The organism is Sphingopyxis bauzanensis, from assembly GCF_002205675.1.
Classification (GTDB): domain Bacteria; phylum Pseudomonadota; class Alphaproteobacteria; order Sphingomonadales; family Sphingomonadaceae; genus Sphingopyxis; species Sphingopyxis bauzanensis.
The window spans coordinates 350,760-366,237 of sequence record NZ_NISK01000003.1 but is presented as its reverse complement, the minus strand read 5'-3'; the positions used below and the strand labels follow the sequence as shown (position 1 = coordinate 366,237).

The window sequence follows — 15,478 nt, the reverse complement described above, 5'->3', positions numbered from 1 at the left end:
ACATGGCAACACCATTTCAGCCGCAACCGGCCAAGACCGTCAATATCGACGTATCCGCAGCATCACAGCGCGTTGCTATCGCAGGCGCACCGGGAAGCGTCCGGGTGATGAACAACGGCACGGCAACCGTCTGGATCGACTTTGGCGATGTGACGGTAACGTCTGCCGTGGCAACGGGTATGCCGCTCGGCCCCGGCGTTACCGAGGTGCTGAGCTTCCCGAACCTGACGGCCACAACCTTCTATGTTTCGGCAATCGCAGCGGGCGCAACCGGCAAAATCCACTTCACGCCGGGAAGCGGTATCTAACGTGGCCATCCATTGGGGCGGTCGCGGACGTGGCCATACCGGTCGCTGGAGTGTTGCCGCTATCGCTGGCACCCCCACGCCTACCCCAAGTGACAGCACCCCCGATGCATTTAGCTTTACCGATCAGGTCGGCGCCGCACGTTCGACGGTGGTTGAGAGCAACGCCATTACCGTGGCTGGCATCAACACCGCTTCCGCCATCTCTGTCACCGGGGGAGAGTACCAAATCGGCGCCGGGGCTTGGGCATCTGCGCCAAGCACGGTGACGAACGGCCAGACCGTCAAGGTACGGCTTACCACGTCAGCCAGCTACTCGACCATCGCGAACGCTGCACTGACGATTGGCGGCGTGTCCGATACCTTCTCGGTCACGACTGAGGCGGAAATTCCGACGCCCGCGATCACCAAGACCAGCGCGAGCGGAGACATTATCACGTTCTCGGTCGATGCAATCCCCTATGTCGTCGGCTATTACTGGAACCTGCAAATCGCAGGGGACAGCGGCTTTACGACGAACTACCCGACCGAAGGCGCTATTCGCGACGAAACCCGCATTGTCACGATTGAAGATCTCACCGACGACGACGTTGACGGCACGGTTGAGCTGGACCCGTTCACCAGTCTCGACAACCAAAAGGCAGGCGCCGCATATCTGCGTATCCGCCTTGGCCGTGACAGCGATGACGGGCTGAGTATTGATTGGGGTGCGTGGTCCAACACGATCACCGACACGGTGGTTGTCCTTACGCCCACGACCTTCGACGCATCGGCGGCTTACTCTGGGACGGTGCTGACCAACGGCAACTTGACCGCTACCTCGCGCTCACAAAACACTGGCCAGCACGGCAAGGTGCGCGTTACTCAGTCCCGCACTGGCAAGCGATTCTTCCAGATGACGCTGGACGCCATGCCCTCCACCGTCGTTGTGTTTGGTGTAGGCCCTTCGACCTATGGCTGGACCGCCCTCAATGCCAACTATCCCGGTACGGTTGCAACGCCTGATGGCATCAGTCTGAGCCAAGGGGGCGTCGTCCTCAACAACGGCGCTTCGACCAGCAGCGTCACTCCCACGCTCGCCGCAGGCGCGATTGTCAGCATCGCCTTCGACACGACCGCTGGCAAGGTCTGGTACGGTTACACCGCCCCGGCAGGCTCCACCATCACTTGGAACGGCGACCCGGCGGCAGGAACGGGCGGCTTTAGCCCCGCTGGCATGACCGATTGGTATGCCTACGCCTCCATGCTCGTGAAAAGCACCGATCAGCGACAAGTGACCTTCAACGGCGGGGCTTCGGCTTTCGTCGGAACCATCCCATCTAGCTTCGTAGGATATGACCTGTGACCCGTTTTCTGATCGCCCTCTTGCTGCTCATGCCGTCCATTGCGTCGGCGCAGACAATCCAGGACGGCTTTGTCCGTCCACCTGATGTTCCGGCCTATTCGCCACCCCCCGACGCCTACGCATCGGGGACCACGCCCAACGTCATTGGTGACGGCTCGAATGCGCGAGGCGGCACGATGCCTGTTATCGCCGTACAGCCCGCAGACATTCCCTCAACGGCAACAGGATGGCTCGCCACGGTGTCTTGCGATGAGAATGTGCCGGGGGCTTGCCACAAGATCACGAACCCAGCCGGGGAAGAAGCGAAATTCCGCACCGTCGCGGACTATAGCCATGTCAATTATGACGATCCGATCCGCAATTGGGGTCAGCCGGGGACCGCTCATTGCCATATGTTCTTTGGCAACACGAACACCAACGCCTTTTCGACCTATGCGTCGATGCGGACCCGCGCGAATGCGAACGCGAACGGAACCCCAAAGCGCGCAGCCTCGACCATCGCAGGCGGGCCGTATAACGCCACCGGCTACTGGTTCCCCTGCATCATCAAGCCCAATGCCTTTGGTGACGGCAAGGCCTACGCCGTCAAAGTGGACGAGATCATCGTCTACTATGTCGAGAACCCCGCCACCCTTGCCGCAGCGGCGTCCCGCCTCCCACGCGGACTGCGCTACATCTTCGGCACCAACATGGATGACCCTCGCGATACGATTTTCAAGGCGAAGATCGCAACAGCCAACGCCCAACCCAGCACGTCTGGCCGATACGCCTACAATGGCAACGGGTTCATGGGATGGATTTGTTACAACAACGCGAAAAGCGCAGTCATCCCGAGCGTCACCGGAGACTATCACCCCGGCTTCACGACAAGCGCGGGCGCTGATCCTTGGGGCGGCGCCTGCACAGCGGATATGTGGCTCCAAGCGGCGTTCAACGCGCCTGCCTGTTATGATGGAACGAACCTTTGGTCGCCGGGTGGCTACAAGCATCTCCGCCCGCGCGTCACCGATAACGTCGCCACCGGCTCGATCATCGAAGGATGCCCGAACGGCTGGTTCAAACTGCCGCAGCTAACCGCAACCCTCTGGTTCAAGCATCAGGGCTTTAGTGATTACGGGACGTGGTACGCCTCATCTGACGCGATGGCCACGATGGCAGCGCAAGCGATCGATCCGCTTGACCCTGACATGCGCCCCGGCGAATCCATGCACACCGACTGGATGAATGGCTGGGACGATACCGTTCTAACGCAATGGCAGGATTTCTGCATCGGTCTTTCGGGCGGCGACATGCACACTTGCGATAGTTCGCTGATCAGCACGACGCAGGCATTAGTCGGCGGTTATTCGGGCGTGAACGCACCCGACCTGACGCGCTCGCCGCAAGTGGTGCAGACGCCGGAGTTCAACACGACTGCGCGCAACCTGATGGTTCAGCTACCGGCTAATCCGGCTGGGCCGTTCACGACACACGCAGGCCATTGATAGTGCCTACCATTCCCGCATTCCAGCGCACGGTGAGCATTCGGCCTCATCGGCCTCTCGCCCGCAACGGATGCAACGCCCCGGCTTGCCGCGCAGAAGCCAGCGGGCGTGGGCGGCGGAATACCATTTGGTCAGAAGTACGATCATTCGGCGATCATATCATGCTTCGCGCGAAAAAGCATTGGGTGCCGTGATGCGCTGCTCGCAATCCCGCCCGCCGTTTCTGGAAATCGGGCGACCATGACGCCTTGGTCCAGCCCTTGGTGGCCGGACATCGTAAAGACAGCGGAACGAGGCGGCAGCACGGCGAGCGACATCATCGATAAGGTGAGCGCGGGCCATGCGATGGGCTGGCCTGTTAAGGGCGGGTTTCTCGTTTTGGAGCGCACGACTGACGACGCAATCCGCATCTGGGTCGGCGTGGGCCTCAACGTGCGTGACTGGTGCGGGACCGCCGAGCGCGAGGTGTCCGCATTCGCAAAGGAAATCGGCTGCAATCGCTTGGTCATCGAAGGGCGAAAGGGCTGGCGGCGAATCCTGCCGCATTGGACGCAAATTGGTGACGACCTGGAGTTAAAATTGCCATGAAATCGAAGAGTTCCACAAAGCCGATCTACTCGAAAGAGGTGGAGGGCGCGGCGGGCAACATCACGTCAGCTTATAATCAGGCTGCGCCGGGTTTGCAGGCTGGCGCGCAGAAGTTCGGCGGCATCATGGATAGCGTGTTGGCGAAATACCAAGCTGGTGATCCGAACATCACGGCAGCGCGTGGCTACAATGCCGACGTGCTGGGCGGCAAGTATCTGGACGCTGGCAATCCTTACCTTCAGCAGATGATCGACCAGACCGGCAACGACGTGTCCAACGGGGTGACGGCCTCGCTCGGTACGCGCGGACTGACCGGCGGCAGCGCGCACAGCGGCATCGTCGGGCGCGAGCTAGCAAAGAACAGCACGGCGCTACGGTATGGCGATTACAGCGCAGAACGGGACCGCATGGGGCAGGCCGTGTCGCAGATTCCCGGTCTTGTGGCTGCTGAGAACGGCGTACTCGATCCGGCGTTCGCTGCTTACGACGCGATGCAAGCGCCTGTCCGTGCTGCGGTCGGCGCAGGGCAGGGCGTCGGTGGGTTGCTTGGACAATACACCAAGACCACGCAGAAGGGCAGCCTTGCCGGATTGCTCGCCCAGATGGCCGGTAACGCGGCGCAAGCCTATGCAGGAGGCGGCTAATGACCATGTTGCCGATGAAGCGCGACCCGATGCAGCAAAATACGCCGTTCCCGCGCCGTGGGGGCCTGTTCGGCGCCTCGCCCGCTATGCAGCCTGCCATGACGGCAGAAGCCGCTCCTATGGCCCCTAAAAAGGGCTTTGACTGGAAGAAGCTTATCGGTGTGCTGGGTGACAGCCTATCGATCGCTGGCGGGGGACAGGCCCAATATGTCCCTAACCTGATCGACCAGCGCAACCGTCGGCAAGCGCAGCAATACGCAGAGCAGACGTACCAGCGCCGCCGTGGTGACGAGATGACGGACTGGCAGGCCAAACAGGAATACGAACGCGCCAACCCCGCGCCGATCAACAACGACACGGTGAACGACTATCAGTTCCTTGCGTCGAAACTCGGTCCTGAGGCGGCACAGCAGTATCTGCGCAACCTCTCGGAAGGCCCGCCCGTCGCCGTTGACGTAGCCAACCCTGACGGCAGCGTGACGCGCCAGTTCCTGCCCCGCTCGCAAATGGGCGGCGGCGGCGCGATGGTCGCACCGCAGAAGCCGGTTGGCTCCCTCAAGCCCTACGGAGGTCAGACGGCAACCCCGTCTGGCACCTTTCGCTAAGGCCGCACCGGCTGGGTTCGTCCCGCCCGCGCGCCTCAAGGGCGGGGCGATGACAAGTGGCCGGCGCACACCGGAGGGCAACCGGATTGTCGGCGGCGTTCGCAATAGCCGCCATCTCGACGGCACCGCAATTGACTACGACGGCCCCGATCTAAACGCGCTGCTTCGCGAGGCTCGCGCGCTCCCCGGCGTTCGCAAGGCATTCATTCACGACGGCCACGTCCACACCGAGGGCGATGGCTGGAATGTTCCCTATTATGGCAAGCGCGGCACGACAGGATTGAAACGATAATGCAGCAAGCAATCGACGAAGCCGGTAACATCTGGAACGTGGACGCACAGGGCAATCCTGTGTCCTACGTCGGCAATGCCAACCAGCAGCAGGGCGGGATGCAGATCAAGCCCGCCGATCCCTCACGGCAGTATGCTGGGCCACAGGCGCAAGCTGATTTGCAGGCTCGACAGATCGGCAATCAGGTTGACGCCGCCGCCGCTCCTTATGCTGGCACCAAGGCTGCCGCTGATGCGCAGGCAGCACAGATCGCCGCCGCACTGGCTCAGATGAAGCTCAACCAGGCACGCGATGCTGAGGCGAAAAAGGGCGGTCCCAACACCGCTAGCTCCGCGCTGTTGAACGTCATCAACCAGATCGACAACATCGCCGCCGATGCGGCTGACAACGGCGGCTGGGGCGAAACCGGCTTTACCGGCGCCCGCCTGCGCGGGTGGGAAGGCACGGCAGCCTATGACATCGCGCAGAAGCTGAAAACCGTGGACGCCAATCTTGCGTTCGCTGAGTTGCAGAAAATGCGCGACAACAGCCCGACCGGCGGCGCTCTCGGACAGGTCACGGAAAAGGAGCTTGATCTGCTCCGTAGCACCGTGGCGAACCTTGACCCGAACCAGTCGCAGCCTGAGTTTCTGGCTGCCCTGAAACGCGCTCGCGACAGCTATACCGGGATGCTGACCCGCGTCGATCCCGAGACTGCGACACGCTTGCAGCAGCAGGCCGAAAAGCAGCAGCGCGACCCACTGACCGGCTATGTCGGCAGTGAAGGCAATTACTACGGCCCTGACGGTCCCGTTGAAGGTGGCCCGCCGCCTGTGAGCGGTGGCAATCCTGCCGCAAGTCAGCGCGACACCGCGATGGGTGGCCTTGACGCCGTGGGGCGCAATTTCGCCAACGCTGGCACCTTGGGGCTGGCTGACAAGTTCGCCGCTGGTGCAAACGCCTTGCTGCCGATCGACAACCTGTTTGGCGCGAACAACCGTTCTGTATGGGACGGCAGCACGTTCGGGCAGGCGTATGACGCCAACATGGGCTTGCAGGAGCAGACCAACAGCGCGGATCGGCAGGTAAACCCCGTCGCGTCGTTCACTGGGGATGTGGGTGGGTCGATCACTGGCATGTTTGGTGCCAACGCGCTTTTAAAGGGTCTTGGCGCTGGCGGGCTTGTCGCTCGCACTGGCGGCGCCGCTGGTGATGTTGCCTATGGCACGGCGCGTGGCGGTGTCGAGGGCGGGCGTGATGGCGCCCTGTGGGGCGGCACGGCTGCGCTGGGCGGTAATATCGCTGGTCGCTACGTCTTGGCACCGCTCGCGACAAAGGTTGCGGGAACTCGCGCTGGGCAGGCAGCAACACAGACTGTTGGCCGCGCTGGCAATGCCGTGGCGAACGCTGGGCGTGGCCTGTTTGGTCGCTCGCCGGTCCCGTACCGTGCCGCACCCGTCCCGGCTGCGCTTAGCGGTGGCGAAAAGGCCGCAGTTGCCCGCGTTCCCGATGACGTGACGCAACAGCTTTCGCAGGCGGAGGCTATGGGCCTTCCCATGGCGCTGGCTGACACGTCGCCGCAGTTGCAGACGCTCGGCGGCTCGGTGGTTCGCAAGTCGCCGGAAGCCTACGCATTGGCTCGCGATACGCTCGGCAACCGTGCGCTTGGTCAGGCTGACCGCGCGCAGGAACAGATTGCCCGCAATTTCGGCCCTATCGACAATCCGAACGAAATCAGCGCGCGGCTTCTGGAAAAGGCTCGCATTGACAGCAAGCCGTACTACGACGCATTCCGTGCGCAACCAGCTCGCACCTCTCCTGAATTGGAGGCGCTTCTTGCGACCCCGGCTGGCCGGGAGGCTCTGACCAAAGCCCGTACCATTGCCGCCAATGAAGGCCGCGACCCCAACTCTATGGGCTTCGATCTCGATCAGCAGGGGCAGGTTGTACTGCGCCAAGATCCGTCACCGGATACGCTCAATTTCGTGAAACGTGGCCTCGACGACGTTGTTGGCGAATACAAGAACCCCGTTACTGGCAGGCTCGATCTCGATCAGCAGGGCGGTTCGGTCGAAGGTCTGCGTAAAAACTTCGTCGCTGAAGTGGACCGGCTCTATCCCGATACGTATCCGCAGGCTCGCGCCGCCTTCGCTGGACCGGCGTCCGAGCGCGAGGCTCTGCAAACGGGCCGTGACATGGCAACCGCCAACCCGCGCGACATCGCCCCTCGTATGCAGGGGATGACGCCGGGACAGCAGGAGCAGTTCAAACTAGGCCAGCGCGCTGCCATGGCGGACACGGTGGACAAGGTTCGGTATTCGTCGAACCCCTATCAGAATATCTATGGTTCGCCCGTTGCCCAGCAGCGCGCCGCCACGGTATTCGGTGAGGAACCGGCGGCGGCGATGAAGCAGGCCTATGACGTTGAGCAGACCATGGGCCGCACCGCTTATGATACGCTTGGCGGCTCGCCTACGGCAATGCGCGCGGCGGCAGACGAAGCGTTTGACAGCCCCATGGGAACCGCAATCGACGTGGGCTTTGCGGCTGCAACTGGCGGCGGTGGCGTGAGTGAATTGGGCCGCAAAGGCGCCAACTGGCTGAAGGATACCTACCGCTTGGGCGCAAGCAAGAAGAAAGCCGACCAACTCGCCCCGCTCCTGTTCAACACCAACCCCGCCGAGACTAAAGCCCTGATCGAGGCGCTGACCAAGAAATCAGCGGCGCGGGATGTCTACGTCAAGCGGGCCAGGAAAACCGGCGGTATCTTCGGTTCCAGCGTCGGGAGTGCGGCGGCTATCCCGTTTATCCAGTAAACTCTGGATCACGACCCTACCGGCGGCGGCGCAGGCAATAACCAGCGCCATATAGACCATATCGCTCATCCCACATCGCTAACACCAAAAGGACGCAAAGGCCATGGCTTTCAGCGACTACAGTATCACGCCCAGCGCGAACCTCACGCTGGCGGGGCTTTCGCTTGCCGAAAACAGCACCGCACTGGCGAGCTACAACAACCAAGTGCGCCAACTCATGGCTGACGGCAAAGAGCTTGCCAACACCGTGGCAGCCCTCGGCAACCCGCTGCTTCTGACTGGCGGGACCGTCACCGGCAACATCATCCGGTCGGGCTTTGGCGGGCATTACTACGCCAACGACGCTGCCCACACAGGCCCGCGCATTTACTCGCTGGTTGACGGGTCAGCGGCTCCCACTTCGCCGCCTGCCGGGTCGGTGGTGTTCTACTATGCCGCTTAAAGTCATCGTCGGGTCCGAGACGAAAGACGTTGAGGCCGTGCGGGTTTACCCTGCAACCACGGCCAAGCGCGTCACCCGTATCGAGGCATGGAACGGCAGCGCGTGGAAGCTGGTCCAGTCGTTCGCCCCGCCGATCTCGCTGAGCGTCTCGCCGCAATCCAGCGACGCATCTGTCAACTCCGCCTCCGTTGCCGCGGTTGTCACGAGTAATGTCACCGCAACCGTTGTCGGCGGGACTGCACCGTACACTTACGCTTGGGTGCAAACCAGCGGCCCCGCTGCCTCGATCTACTCGCCAACCAGCGCAACGACCAAGTTCGCGATGGGGCTTGGTCCGGGGTCCAGTGAGGACGCGCAATTTACCTGCACTGTCACCGATAGCAACGGCCAAACCGCCGCAGCCATCGCTTTTGCCACTTTCTCCAACACCAGCGGGGCATAAATGTTCAAATATACCAACGCCTTCACCAACCGCAGCGGCGATTCCCTGCCGGGTTATTTCGCCAAGCTGTTCGACGCTGGCGGCAACGCGGTCGATATTTTCGCGGACGCGAGCAGCACCCCGATCTCCACCGTGTCAGGTGTCGCCAACGCGGCCTTGAGCGATGAGAACGGCATGTTCCGCTGGTATGTCGCCAACGGCACTTATGACATCCGGTTTTACGACGCCAACGACGTGTTTGTGTCGGTGGAAACCGGCGTCCCGATGGTTGACGCTGGTGCACTGACCGTGGACTTGTCTGCCGAAACCGGCGCCACCTTGGTCGGCGCAAGCGGCGGGACGGTGCAGGCATCACTCAATGCCCGCCCTACGTCTACTACGCTCGCAGCGTCTGGTGGTGCTGCACTGGTGGGGGCTATCGCCACTGGCGGGAATGCGACCAACTTAGGGGTCATTTACAACCGCCTTCACGTCTGGACCGAAGATTACAACAGTTTCCAAGAGGCTTTTAACGCCGCCATCGCGCGCGGCGCCGAACTGCATTTCCGTCCCGGCGTGACCTATAACTGGCCCGCAACCGGGGTCAGTGTCACCGGCAAGGTGAAGGTCGTTGCGACGGGCGCAAGCCTTGTTGTGTCGGCCGCGATTACCGCGCTGACCTTTGCCACTGGCGCGGACGGCAGCGAGTGGGATGGTGGGTCGTGGTCGTACACCGGATCGCTGACCAGCGGCTATAACGCCAGCAGCAACGCGATCCTCGTCACCGGCACCCGCAACGGTGCAGCGGTGGCCCCGACGTTTATCCAGAATGTCCGCATCAAGAACGCGACCTTTGACGGGTTCGGCAGCATCGCGGTCGAATGGCGCTATGCCCGCAACTGCGGCGACGAAAATCTGCGGGTCCTCAACGGCGGCTATGCCGGGGTCTATTGCTATTCGGTCGATCTGTACCGTTCGTCTGGCCTCTATGTGAACACCCTCGCGGGCCAGCTCGACACGGGCAATCCGGTAACGAGCGAACTCAACGCCTACGGCTTTACTGCCACTGCTTTGACCGGCGGCACCCCTGACCGCGTTCGTGACCCGCACAGCCGCGATATCATCGTGGACAGTCCAACGATCATCAACGTTCCAACCTGGCACGCGATCGACACCCACGGCGCAGACGGGATGATCGTCAAGAACCCGACGATCATCGATTGCCGTCGCGGCGTGGTGTTCACCGGCCTCACTGACCGGGGCGCGTCGAACTGCAAATCCTTGGGCGGCACGGTCACCAACAACCTGTCCCCCAGCGCGACGAATGCGAACGGCACGTACAAGAAGGGCGAGGCATTCTGGGATATCGGCCCGTCCAGTGTATTGCGCAACAGCTTCAACCGGTTCGAAGGCTGCTCCTGCTTTGGCCATGGCAACCCGAACGGCAATGACGGCGCGGTCACCATCGCGAATGCCAATGATGGCTTTTACGGGATTGCTGACGAGGAAAGCCAGCGCGTCGGGTGGATGATCGGGGCGAACATTTCCCGCGCCACCATCGACGCCCGAACGACCAACACGCGCCACGCCAGCGTCAATCCTTCGGTCGCTCGGATCGAGGGCAACAACATCGATCTGCGCATTGCCCGCTGGCGCACCGACGCCCGCAACGCGGCGGTCGATACGAACGTGATGGTCAACGGCCTCGTCGTCGTGAACACGAACACTGGCGGCACGATGTTCTTCGAGGACTTCGACCTGACCGCCTGCACGGCTGGCGAGCTTGTCTCGACGAGCGGCAACACCATCGCTGCCACTCTATCGGGCAATTACAGCATCACCTCCGACATCACGATGACCGGCGTGGATTCGACGGTTACGGCGACGGTTCGCTTTGTGCGGCAGGGCAGGGTGTGTTCGGTTCAGCTTCCCGCCAGCGGACTTAGCGGCACCAGTAATGCAACCAGCCTTACCCTGACCGGCGTTCCCGCAAGTTTCCGCCCCTCTGTGACCACTCCAGCTGGCACGGTGTCAGCTCTGGACGCGGGCGCGAACTACGTTTTGGCCTATTCGCTGATCGACAGCAGCGGCGTGATCACGCTTACCCGCGATGCGGACGGCAACACCTCAAACTGGACGAACACCGGGACAAAATCACTGCGCGGGGGGCTGCTGCAATGGTTGGCCGCATGACCCAGCAATCAGACATCCACACCCTAGCAGTAAAGGTCGGGGAATGACGCCTGAATTGATCACCGCATTCGGGCAATTCGGATCGATGGGCCTCATGGTCCTCTATCTGGTCTGGCGCGAAAAGACTGGCGCGGAAAAGCGGGGACAGGTCGAACTCGCGCGCGCGGCTTCGGACATCGAACTGGCGAAGGCTTTGACCGCGTTGACCGTGACAATCCAACATCTCGATCAGAGAATGAAATGAACGGTGCCGGACAGATCGCCGCCATTCGCGCTGTGCAGGCGGCATCGATCAAGTTGACGTTGGCGTGTGCCGAGATTGTCGGGCCGCTCGATATCGCTCTGGGCATGGCTGAGGCTGCCACGCTGGGTGAGCATGTGCCGGACACCATGAAAGCGCAGGTGGATGCCATCAAGCGCAAGGAGCGTAAGTAGTGACCACCTTGGCAGACATTCAGCGCCGCGTAGGCGTGACGCCCGATGGCAGGATAGGCCCACAGACCATTGCTGCGATTGCGCAGGCGCTGGGCATGACAGAAGCTGTCACCCATGATCGCTTCGACCACTGGCTGCCCCATATCCTGAAACATGAGGGCGGCTATGTGAACCACCCGAAAGACCCCGGTGGCGCCACGAACAAGGGCATTATCCAGCGCACCTATGATAGCTGGCGCGACCGGCAGGGGCAACCGCGCCAGTCCGTCCGCAACATCACCGACGCCGAGGTGGCAGCGATCTATCGCCGCGACTATTGGGACGCGATCAAGGGCGACGACCTTCCTGCCGGTGTCGATTATTGCGTGTTCGACTTCGCGGTGAACAGCGGCATCAACCGAGCTGCGAAGTATCTGCAAGCGGCGGTTGGCGTGGCGCAGGACGGCGCTATCGGACCGGCGACGATTGCGGCCGCAAAGGCTCAGGACGCGGCAACGCTGGTCAACGCTATCTGTGACCGCCGCATGGCCTTCCTACGCGGGCTGGGGACGTTCGCGACGTTCGGCAAGGGATGGACCCGCCGCGTTACCGAGGTGCGCGCTTTGGCATTGGGGGCGGCATGATGGTTTCAATATCTCGATATGAACCCATGCTCAATCTCTGCCGCCACACGCGCGGCCTGAGCGTCAGCGATGTGAACATGGCGACCAAGATAAATCACGACGCCGTCCACCTCTATGCTGGCACACCACAGGCCGGTTTTCTTTTCGAGGTAAACGCCGATAACGCCCGACTGGTTGTTGCTGGAAATGCGCCGGTTCCGCATGTTGCCGCTGACGCTCACCGAGCGAAGGTTGCAAAGGCGATTGTCGTCGCGAACGCCGTTGATGTGATCAATATGTTCCGGGTCGACGCCAGTAATCAATTTCCAGATAATCCGGTGCTGCAAATAATCGACGCTATCAAGCGCACCATGCAGGTAGCCGTTCGCCATAGGGGAAGCGAGGGCAGGCCCACCGGCGAACTTGCCGTTCCATATTTTCGCCAATCGATCCTTTGGGTAGCGGCTTGCCGGAAAATTGGAAGCGGGGCGCTCGCGCCAAATAAGCGCTCCGGTGTCCGCCTCATAGCTCAGGCGGTTGCGCAGAAGGTCTTGCGGTGGCAGGGGCTTGGTAGCCATATCGAACGCTCCATGTTCGTTTGTGGTCAGGGCCGCACGGCGTTGGTAGCGCCGTCGCGGTCCGTTTTTCATAGCAGAATCGCCCATCGCTCGCAAGCAATGGAGGATCTGAAATGAGAAGCTGGCTATCCCGCGACATGCAACGCTTTGCCATCGCCCTGTTGATCCTGGCACTGTTCGGCGGGGCTATCATCGTCCTGACCTTCATTGTGGTCCCCGACGTGAACCGGGACGCGATCATCCAGCTTGTCGGCGGCGTCAACACGCTCGCCGGTCTCGTTGTGGGCTTCTACTTCGGCAAGAGTGCCGGGGACGACAAGCCGCAGCCCGTCCAGATTGAGCAGCCAGCCAACATGCCGGTCCCTGTTGAGGAGCAACGCTGATGCCGTTCCCCACGCTCGCTGTCCCGTCGATCCTAAAGGCCATCCTAGCCCCTCTCGCGTCCCTGTGGCGCTGGTTGACCGATGAGCCAGTGCGTCTCGCCTTCGCTGTCCTGTTGCTGCTGTGCGGCGTCCTGTGCTGGCGTCTCGCGTCTGTTGATGGAGACAGGGACAAGTGGCGCGACCGTGCAAGGGCATATGAAGCTGCCAGCAAGGTAGTGAAGGATGCTGACGTTAAGGCTGATGCTGTTGCGCTGGACGTGGCGGCTGACAAGAAAGGATCGATCGATGCCCAAAACCAGAGCGCGCGCGATGCTGCTCGCGATAGTGACGACAAGCTGCGCGCTGGTCTTGAGCGGCTGCGGTCACAAGGCGCTGGCGGTAGCGGTTCGCCCACCCGCTGAATTGCTCACCTGTGACGGGGAGCCACTTCCGCCGTCGCTACCGGATCGCGACCAGCAAGACGCGCGCGATGCGTTGATGCTGGACTATGCGCTGGCGCTTCGCTCGGCTTGGGGATCGTGCGCCGGTAATCTTGCGGGCATAAGGCGCTGGTCAGAAATGCTCGATTAGGTTTTGTACCTTTCCGAGAATCCCAATTCTTCCCGCTTCGCTTGAGCGGCGGTCACCGCGTCCGATTTTTCGTCATAGAACCCCAAACTGATATGCTTGCCGTTTGTTTGGACATAGGCTCGCCATTTCCTGCGTTGCTTATGCCAACCGACACCGCAATGCCCGCTTGTGTTGCTCTTTGGGCGCTTGGCGTTCTTCTGGTTATCGGATGGAGTGGTCAGCCGTAAATTATCTATTCGATTGTCGGTCGGGTCACCATTGATGTGGTCGATCATTTTTTCTGGCCACTCGCCGTAAAAAAGACACCACGCTACGCGGTGAGCCATGCTGTCACGATTAAAGATGCCGATCCGGCAATAGCCATGGCCGTTTGGCCTGTCCGCTTTCTTTCCCGCATATCGCGTATTCCAAGTGCGCTTTGGTTGGGTGTCAGCTTCCCTAGGGAGCCAATAAAACTTTCCTGTCTCCGGTTCATAGCGAACAAGTTGACGCAATTCTTCTGGTGTGGGTAAAGGGCGCTTAGCCATCGGTGCAGATCCTTTGCATTTGTGGTCAGGCCCAGCGCGGTGTTAGTCGCACCCGTTGGGCCGCAATTTTTCTAGCAGAATCACGCTATGTTCGCAAGCCAATCAAGGCATGGTCGGACGCGCTGCCGGACTGAAGCCGGTCGGCTCGCCGCCTATTCAACGGGCGTGTCCTTGAGGGCTGCGGCCTGCTCTCTGGTCATAAGCAAGCGGCGATACGCGATAGGGTGTTCGGCCTTGAGCCATGGGTAATCCTCCCGATCCGCCTCTGACAAGCCCATCCATTCATCACCGCGCAGGCCCGCCAAGTCGTTAAGTCCGATCTCGGCGGCGCGGCATTCGTGGTGGTAATAGACGCTGTTGAAGTCGCCATCTGTCATCCCGGCCCAATTGATCGCCGACTCGCCAATCTCAATGAACTTGTTGCAGGCAATGCAGACGTGCCGCTTGCGGGTAGCCTTGACGGTCTTTTCACCGGAGAAGCTCACGCCCCATCCTCCCCCGCCTCGACCGGCTGAGCAAGGGCGGCGAGCATCTCACGAAACGCTTTCAGGATCGGTCCAACCGTGTTTGCCAACGCATTCGGCTCGATCTGGTCAACCGTCGTGTCGCTCTCCCATGGATCGCCGCTGATCGTTTTTGTGAAGCGCATTGCCGCTACCCTTTCGGCAAGGGCTTCGGTGGATTTCAGCATGTGGTCGCTGACTGTTATCTGGCTAGGCGAAGTCGCCCACGGTCCGGTTTCATCGCTGGCACCCATCTTCCAGCCGTCCAACACCCCTCTCCCATCTCTGGTAAGCGCGGCCCCGGTCTCGGACTGGCGAGCGTTCCATGCAGCGAGCGCGGCCTTCTGCGTGTCACCATACGGACCCTCTGCGCCACACTCGCACATGACTTTGTAGCGATCCGCAAAACCGCGCGCCCACACGACGCGCTGAACGGCTGACCGGGAATACTTCGCGACGAACGGGTGGCCGAAGGGACACGCCGCAATCTCCGGCGCCACCGCCTCCTTATCCACGGGTTGCAGCCGTCTCTCGTCCAGCGCCTGAAATGCTGCTAGTGCGTGTAGGTCGTTCATGGGTCAGTTCTCCGTTTTGATCCTTCGGCATTTTCTCGCCGTCCGCATAAACCGCATATCGATCGCCAGCATAATAGGCGCCGTACCAAGCCATGATCGGCGCGATGCTGGCAGTGCTGACTTGCAGGACCGTTGTTTTCGGGCGCGCATCGCTGTTGACGAATTTAAGCTCGACCAGTTGGGAAGGCATG

The 15,478-nt window shown here is 61.4% G+C and carries 21 protein-coding genes; 16 read left to right on the top strand and 5 right to left on the bottom strand.

Annotated features, from left to right (window positions below):
* The first annotated feature begins 2 nt into the window (after nucleotides 1–2).
* The 14 genes from CDQ92_RS13160 (at nucleotide 3) to CDQ92_RS13095 (ending at nucleotide 12,172) form a co-directional block, all read left to right on the top strand.
* Entirely contained in the window at nucleotides 3–308 is a 306-nt protein-coding gene (locus CDQ92_RS13160) for a hypothetical protein (protein ID WP_088441829.1), read from the top strand.
* A 1-nt stretch (nucleotide 309) separates the two neighbouring features.
* Nucleotides 310–1,650: an SPRY domain-containing protein gene (locus tag CDQ92_RS13155; RefSeq protein ID WP_144035774.1), complete on the top strand. Its 1,341-nt coding sequence runs from the start codon at nucleotides 310–312 to the stop codon at nucleotides 1,648–1,650.
* Nucleotides 1,647–3,134: a DUF1996 domain-containing protein gene (locus CDQ92_RS13150; RefSeq protein WP_144035773.1), complete on the top strand. Its 1,488-nt coding sequence runs from the start codon at nucleotides 1,647–1,649 to the stop codon at nucleotides 3,132–3,134. Before CDQ92_RS13155 ends, CDQ92_RS13150 begins: the two co-directional genes overlap by 4 nt.
* A gap of 240 nt (nucleotides 3,135–3,374) precedes the next feature.
* Nucleotides 3,375–3,722: a hypothetical protein gene (locus CDQ92_RS13145; RefSeq protein WP_088441827.1), complete on the top strand. Its 348-nt coding sequence runs from the start codon at nucleotides 3,375–3,377 to the stop codon at nucleotides 3,720–3,722.
* Nucleotides 3,719–4,366 carry a hypothetical protein gene (locus tag CDQ92_RS13140; RefSeq protein ID WP_088441826.1) on the top strand — a complete coding sequence of 216 codons (648 nt, stop codon included), beginning with the start codon at nucleotides 3,719–3,721 and terminating at the stop codon, nucleotides 4,364–4,366. The genes CDQ92_RS13145 and CDQ92_RS13140 overlap by 4 nt, the downstream gene beginning before the upstream one ends.
* Nucleotides 4,366–4,971 (top strand): hypothetical protein, encoded by a 606-nt coding sequence (locus CDQ92_RS13135; protein ID WP_088441825.1) that lies wholly within the window; start codon nucleotides 4,366–4,368, stop codon nucleotides 4,969–4,971. Before CDQ92_RS13140 ends, CDQ92_RS13135 begins: the two co-directional genes overlap by 1 nt.
* Nucleotides 4,972–5,020: 49 nt before the next feature.
* On the top strand, nucleotides 5,021–5,263 hold the full coding sequence (locus CDQ92_RS13130; protein ID WP_088441824.1) for a D-Ala-D-Ala carboxypeptidase family metallohydrolase: 243 nt from the start codon (nucleotides 5,021–5,023) through the stop codon (nucleotides 5,261–5,263).
* Nucleotides 5,263–8,058, top strand: a complete 2,796-nt coding sequence (locus CDQ92_RS13125) for a hypothetical protein (protein WP_088441823.1) — start codon at nucleotides 5,263–5,265, stop codon at nucleotides 8,056–8,058. Before CDQ92_RS13130 ends, CDQ92_RS13125 begins: the two co-directional genes overlap by 1 nt.
* A gap of 103 nt (nucleotides 8,059–8,161) precedes the next feature.
* Complete coding sequence (locus CDQ92_RS13120) at nucleotides 8,162–8,500, top strand: hypothetical protein (RefSeq protein WP_088441822.1); 339 nt, start codon at nucleotides 8,162–8,164, stop codon at nucleotides 8,498–8,500.
* Complete coding sequence (locus tag CDQ92_RS13115; protein ID WP_088441821.1) at nucleotides 8,490–8,942, top strand: hypothetical protein; 453 nt, start codon at nucleotides 8,490–8,492, stop codon at nucleotides 8,940–8,942. The genes CDQ92_RS13120 and CDQ92_RS13115 overlap by 11 nt, the downstream gene beginning before the upstream one ends.
* Entirely contained in the window at nucleotides 8,943–11,114 is a 2,172-nt protein-coding gene (locus CDQ92_RS13110; protein ID WP_088441820.1) for a hypothetical protein, read from the top strand.
* Nucleotides 11,115–11,157: 43 nt separating this feature from the next.
* Nucleotides 11,158–11,358 (top strand): hypothetical protein, encoded by a 201-nt coding sequence (locus CDQ92_RS13105; RefSeq protein WP_039571445.1) that lies wholly within the window; start codon nucleotides 11,158–11,160, stop codon nucleotides 11,356–11,358.
* On the top strand, nucleotides 11,355–11,549 hold the full coding sequence (locus CDQ92_RS13100) for a hypothetical protein (RefSeq protein ID WP_088441819.1): 195 nt from the start codon (nucleotides 11,355–11,357) through the stop codon (nucleotides 11,547–11,549). Before CDQ92_RS13105 ends, CDQ92_RS13100 begins: the two co-directional genes overlap by 4 nt.
* Nucleotides 11,549–12,172 (top strand): glycoside hydrolase family 108 protein, encoded by a 624-nt coding sequence (locus tag CDQ92_RS13095; RefSeq protein WP_201792062.1) that lies wholly within the window; start codon nucleotides 11,549–11,551, stop codon nucleotides 12,170–12,172. Before CDQ92_RS13100 ends, CDQ92_RS13095 begins: the two co-directional genes overlap by 1 nt.
* 5 nt (nucleotides 12,173–12,177) lie before the next feature.
* On the opposite strand, the gene CDQ92_RS13090 is transcribed toward CDQ92_RS13095, so the two are convergent.
* Nucleotides 12,178–12,729 carry an HNH endonuclease signature motif containing protein gene (locus CDQ92_RS13090; protein ID WP_158213838.1) on the bottom strand — a complete coding sequence of 184 codons (552 nt, stop codon included), beginning with the start codon at nucleotides 12,727–12,729 and terminating at the stop codon, nucleotides 12,178–12,180.
* A gap of 113 nt (nucleotides 12,730–12,842) precedes the next feature.
* Here CDQ92_RS13090 and CDQ92_RS13085 point away from each other — a divergent pair, with 113 nt between their 5' ends.
* Together CDQ92_RS13085 and lysC are read left to right on the top strand one after the other, a co-directional pair.
* Nucleotides 12,843–13,112: a hypothetical protein gene (locus CDQ92_RS13085; RefSeq protein ID WP_144035772.1), complete on the top strand. Its 270-nt coding sequence runs from the start codon at nucleotides 12,843–12,845 to the stop codon at nucleotides 13,110–13,112.
* A gap of 285 nt (nucleotides 13,113–13,397) precedes the next feature.
* Entirely contained in the window at nucleotides 13,398–13,682 is a 285-nt protein-coding gene (gene lysC / locus CDQ92_RS20895) for an Rz1-like lysis system protein LysC (RefSeq protein ID WP_144035771.1), read from the top strand.
* Here the strand turns inward: lysC and CDQ92_RS13075 are convergent.
* From CDQ92_RS13075 to CDQ92_RS20890, 4 genes are all read right to left on the bottom strand, one after another.
* Nucleotides 13,679–14,209, bottom strand: a complete 531-nt coding sequence (locus CDQ92_RS13075; RefSeq protein WP_088441815.1) for an HNH endonuclease signature motif containing protein — start codon at nucleotides 14,207–14,209, stop codon at nucleotides 13,679–13,681. The genes lysC and CDQ92_RS13075 overlap by 4 nt on opposite strands.
* Nucleotides 14,210–14,361: 152 nt before the next feature.
* Nucleotides 14,362–14,694, bottom strand: coding sequence for a hypothetical protein (locus tag CDQ92_RS13070; RefSeq protein ID WP_088441814.1), 333 nt, complete (start codon nucleotides 14,692–14,694; stop codon nucleotides 14,362–14,364).
* The gene (locus CDQ92_RS13065) at nucleotides 14,691–15,287 is read right to left on the bottom strand and encodes a hypothetical protein (RefSeq protein WP_088441813.1); all 597 of its coding nucleotides are present in this window, start codon (nucleotides 15,285–15,287) and stop codon (nucleotides 14,691–14,693) included. The genes CDQ92_RS13070 and CDQ92_RS13065 overlap by 4 nt, the downstream gene beginning before the upstream one ends.
* Nucleotides 15,220–15,477: a hypothetical protein gene (locus tag CDQ92_RS20890; protein ID WP_144035770.1), complete on the bottom strand. Its 258-nt coding sequence runs from the start codon at nucleotides 15,475–15,477 to the stop codon at nucleotides 15,220–15,222. The genes CDQ92_RS13065 and CDQ92_RS20890 overlap by 68 nt, the downstream gene beginning before the upstream one ends.
* Between the last annotated feature and the right edge of the window lies 1 nt (nucleotide 15,478).

What these genes read in the sequence shown, in the direction of transcription:
- CDQ92_RS13160 (WP_088441829.1), top strand. Translation starts at nt 3, where the DNA reads ATGGCAACACCATTTCAGCCGCAACCGGCCAAGACCGTCAATATCGAC.
- CDQ92_RS13145 (WP_088441827.1), top strand. Translation starts at nt 3,375, where the DNA reads ATGACGCCTTGGTCCAGCCCTTGGTGGCCGGACATCGTAAAGACAGCG.
- CDQ92_RS13140 (WP_088441826.1), top strand. Translation starts at nt 3,719, where the DNA reads ATGAAATCGAAGAGTTCCACAAAGCCGATCTACTCGAAAGAGGTGGAG.
- CDQ92_RS13135 (WP_088441825.1), top strand. Translation starts at nt 4,366, where the DNA reads ATGACCATGTTGCCGATGAAGCGCGACCCGATGCAGCAAAATACGCCG.
- CDQ92_RS13130 (WP_088441824.1), top strand. Translation starts at nt 5,021, where the DNA reads ATGACAAGTGGCCGGCGCACACCGGAGGGCAACCGGATTGTCGGCGGC.
- CDQ92_RS13125 (WP_088441823.1), top strand. Translation starts at nt 5,263, where the DNA reads ATGCAGCAAGCAATCGACGAAGCCGGTAACATCTGGAACGTGGACGCA.
- CDQ92_RS13120 (WP_088441822.1), top strand. Translation starts at nt 8,162, where the DNA reads ATGGCTTTCAGCGACTACAGTATCACGCCCAGCGCGAACCTCACGCTG.
- CDQ92_RS13115 (WP_088441821.1), top strand. Translation starts at nt 8,490, where the DNA reads ATGCCGCTTAAAGTCATCGTCGGGTCCGAGACGAAAGACGTTGAGGCC.
- CDQ92_RS13110 (WP_088441820.1), top strand. Translation starts at nt 8,943, where the DNA reads ATGTTCAAATATACCAACGCCTTCACCAACCGCAGCGGCGATTCCCTG.
- CDQ92_RS13105 (WP_039571445.1), top strand. Translation starts at nt 11,158, where the DNA reads ATGACGCCTGAATTGATCACCGCATTCGGGCAATTCGGATCGATGGGC.
- CDQ92_RS13100 (WP_088441819.1), top strand. Translation starts at nt 11,355, where the DNA reads ATGAACGGTGCCGGACAGATCGCCGCCATTCGCGCTGTGCAGGCGGCA.
- CDQ92_RS13090 (WP_158213838.1), bottom strand. Translation starts at nt 12,729, where the DNA reads ATGGCTACCAAGCCCCTGCCACCGCAAGACCTTCTGCGCAACCGCCTG.
- CDQ92_RS13085 (WP_144035772.1), top strand. Translation starts at nt 12,843, where the DNA reads ATGAGAAGCTGGCTATCCCGCGACATGCAACGCTTTGCCATCGCCCTG.
- lysC (WP_144035771.1), top strand. Translation starts at nt 13,398, where the DNA reads ATGCCCAAAACCAGAGCGCGCGCGATGCTGCTCGCGATAGTGACGACA.
- CDQ92_RS13075 (WP_088441815.1), bottom strand. Translation starts at nt 14,209, where the DNA reads ATGGCTAAGCGCCCTTTACCCACACCAGAAGAATTGCGTCAACTTGTT.
- CDQ92_RS13065 (WP_088441813.1), bottom strand. Translation starts at nt 15,287, where the DNA reads ATGAACGACCTACACGCACTAGCAGCATTTCAGGCGCTGGACGAGAGA.
- CDQ92_RS20890 (WP_144035770.1), bottom strand. Translation starts at nt 15,477, where the DNA reads ATGCCTTCCCAACTGGTCGAGCTTAAATTCGTCAACAGCGATGCGCGC.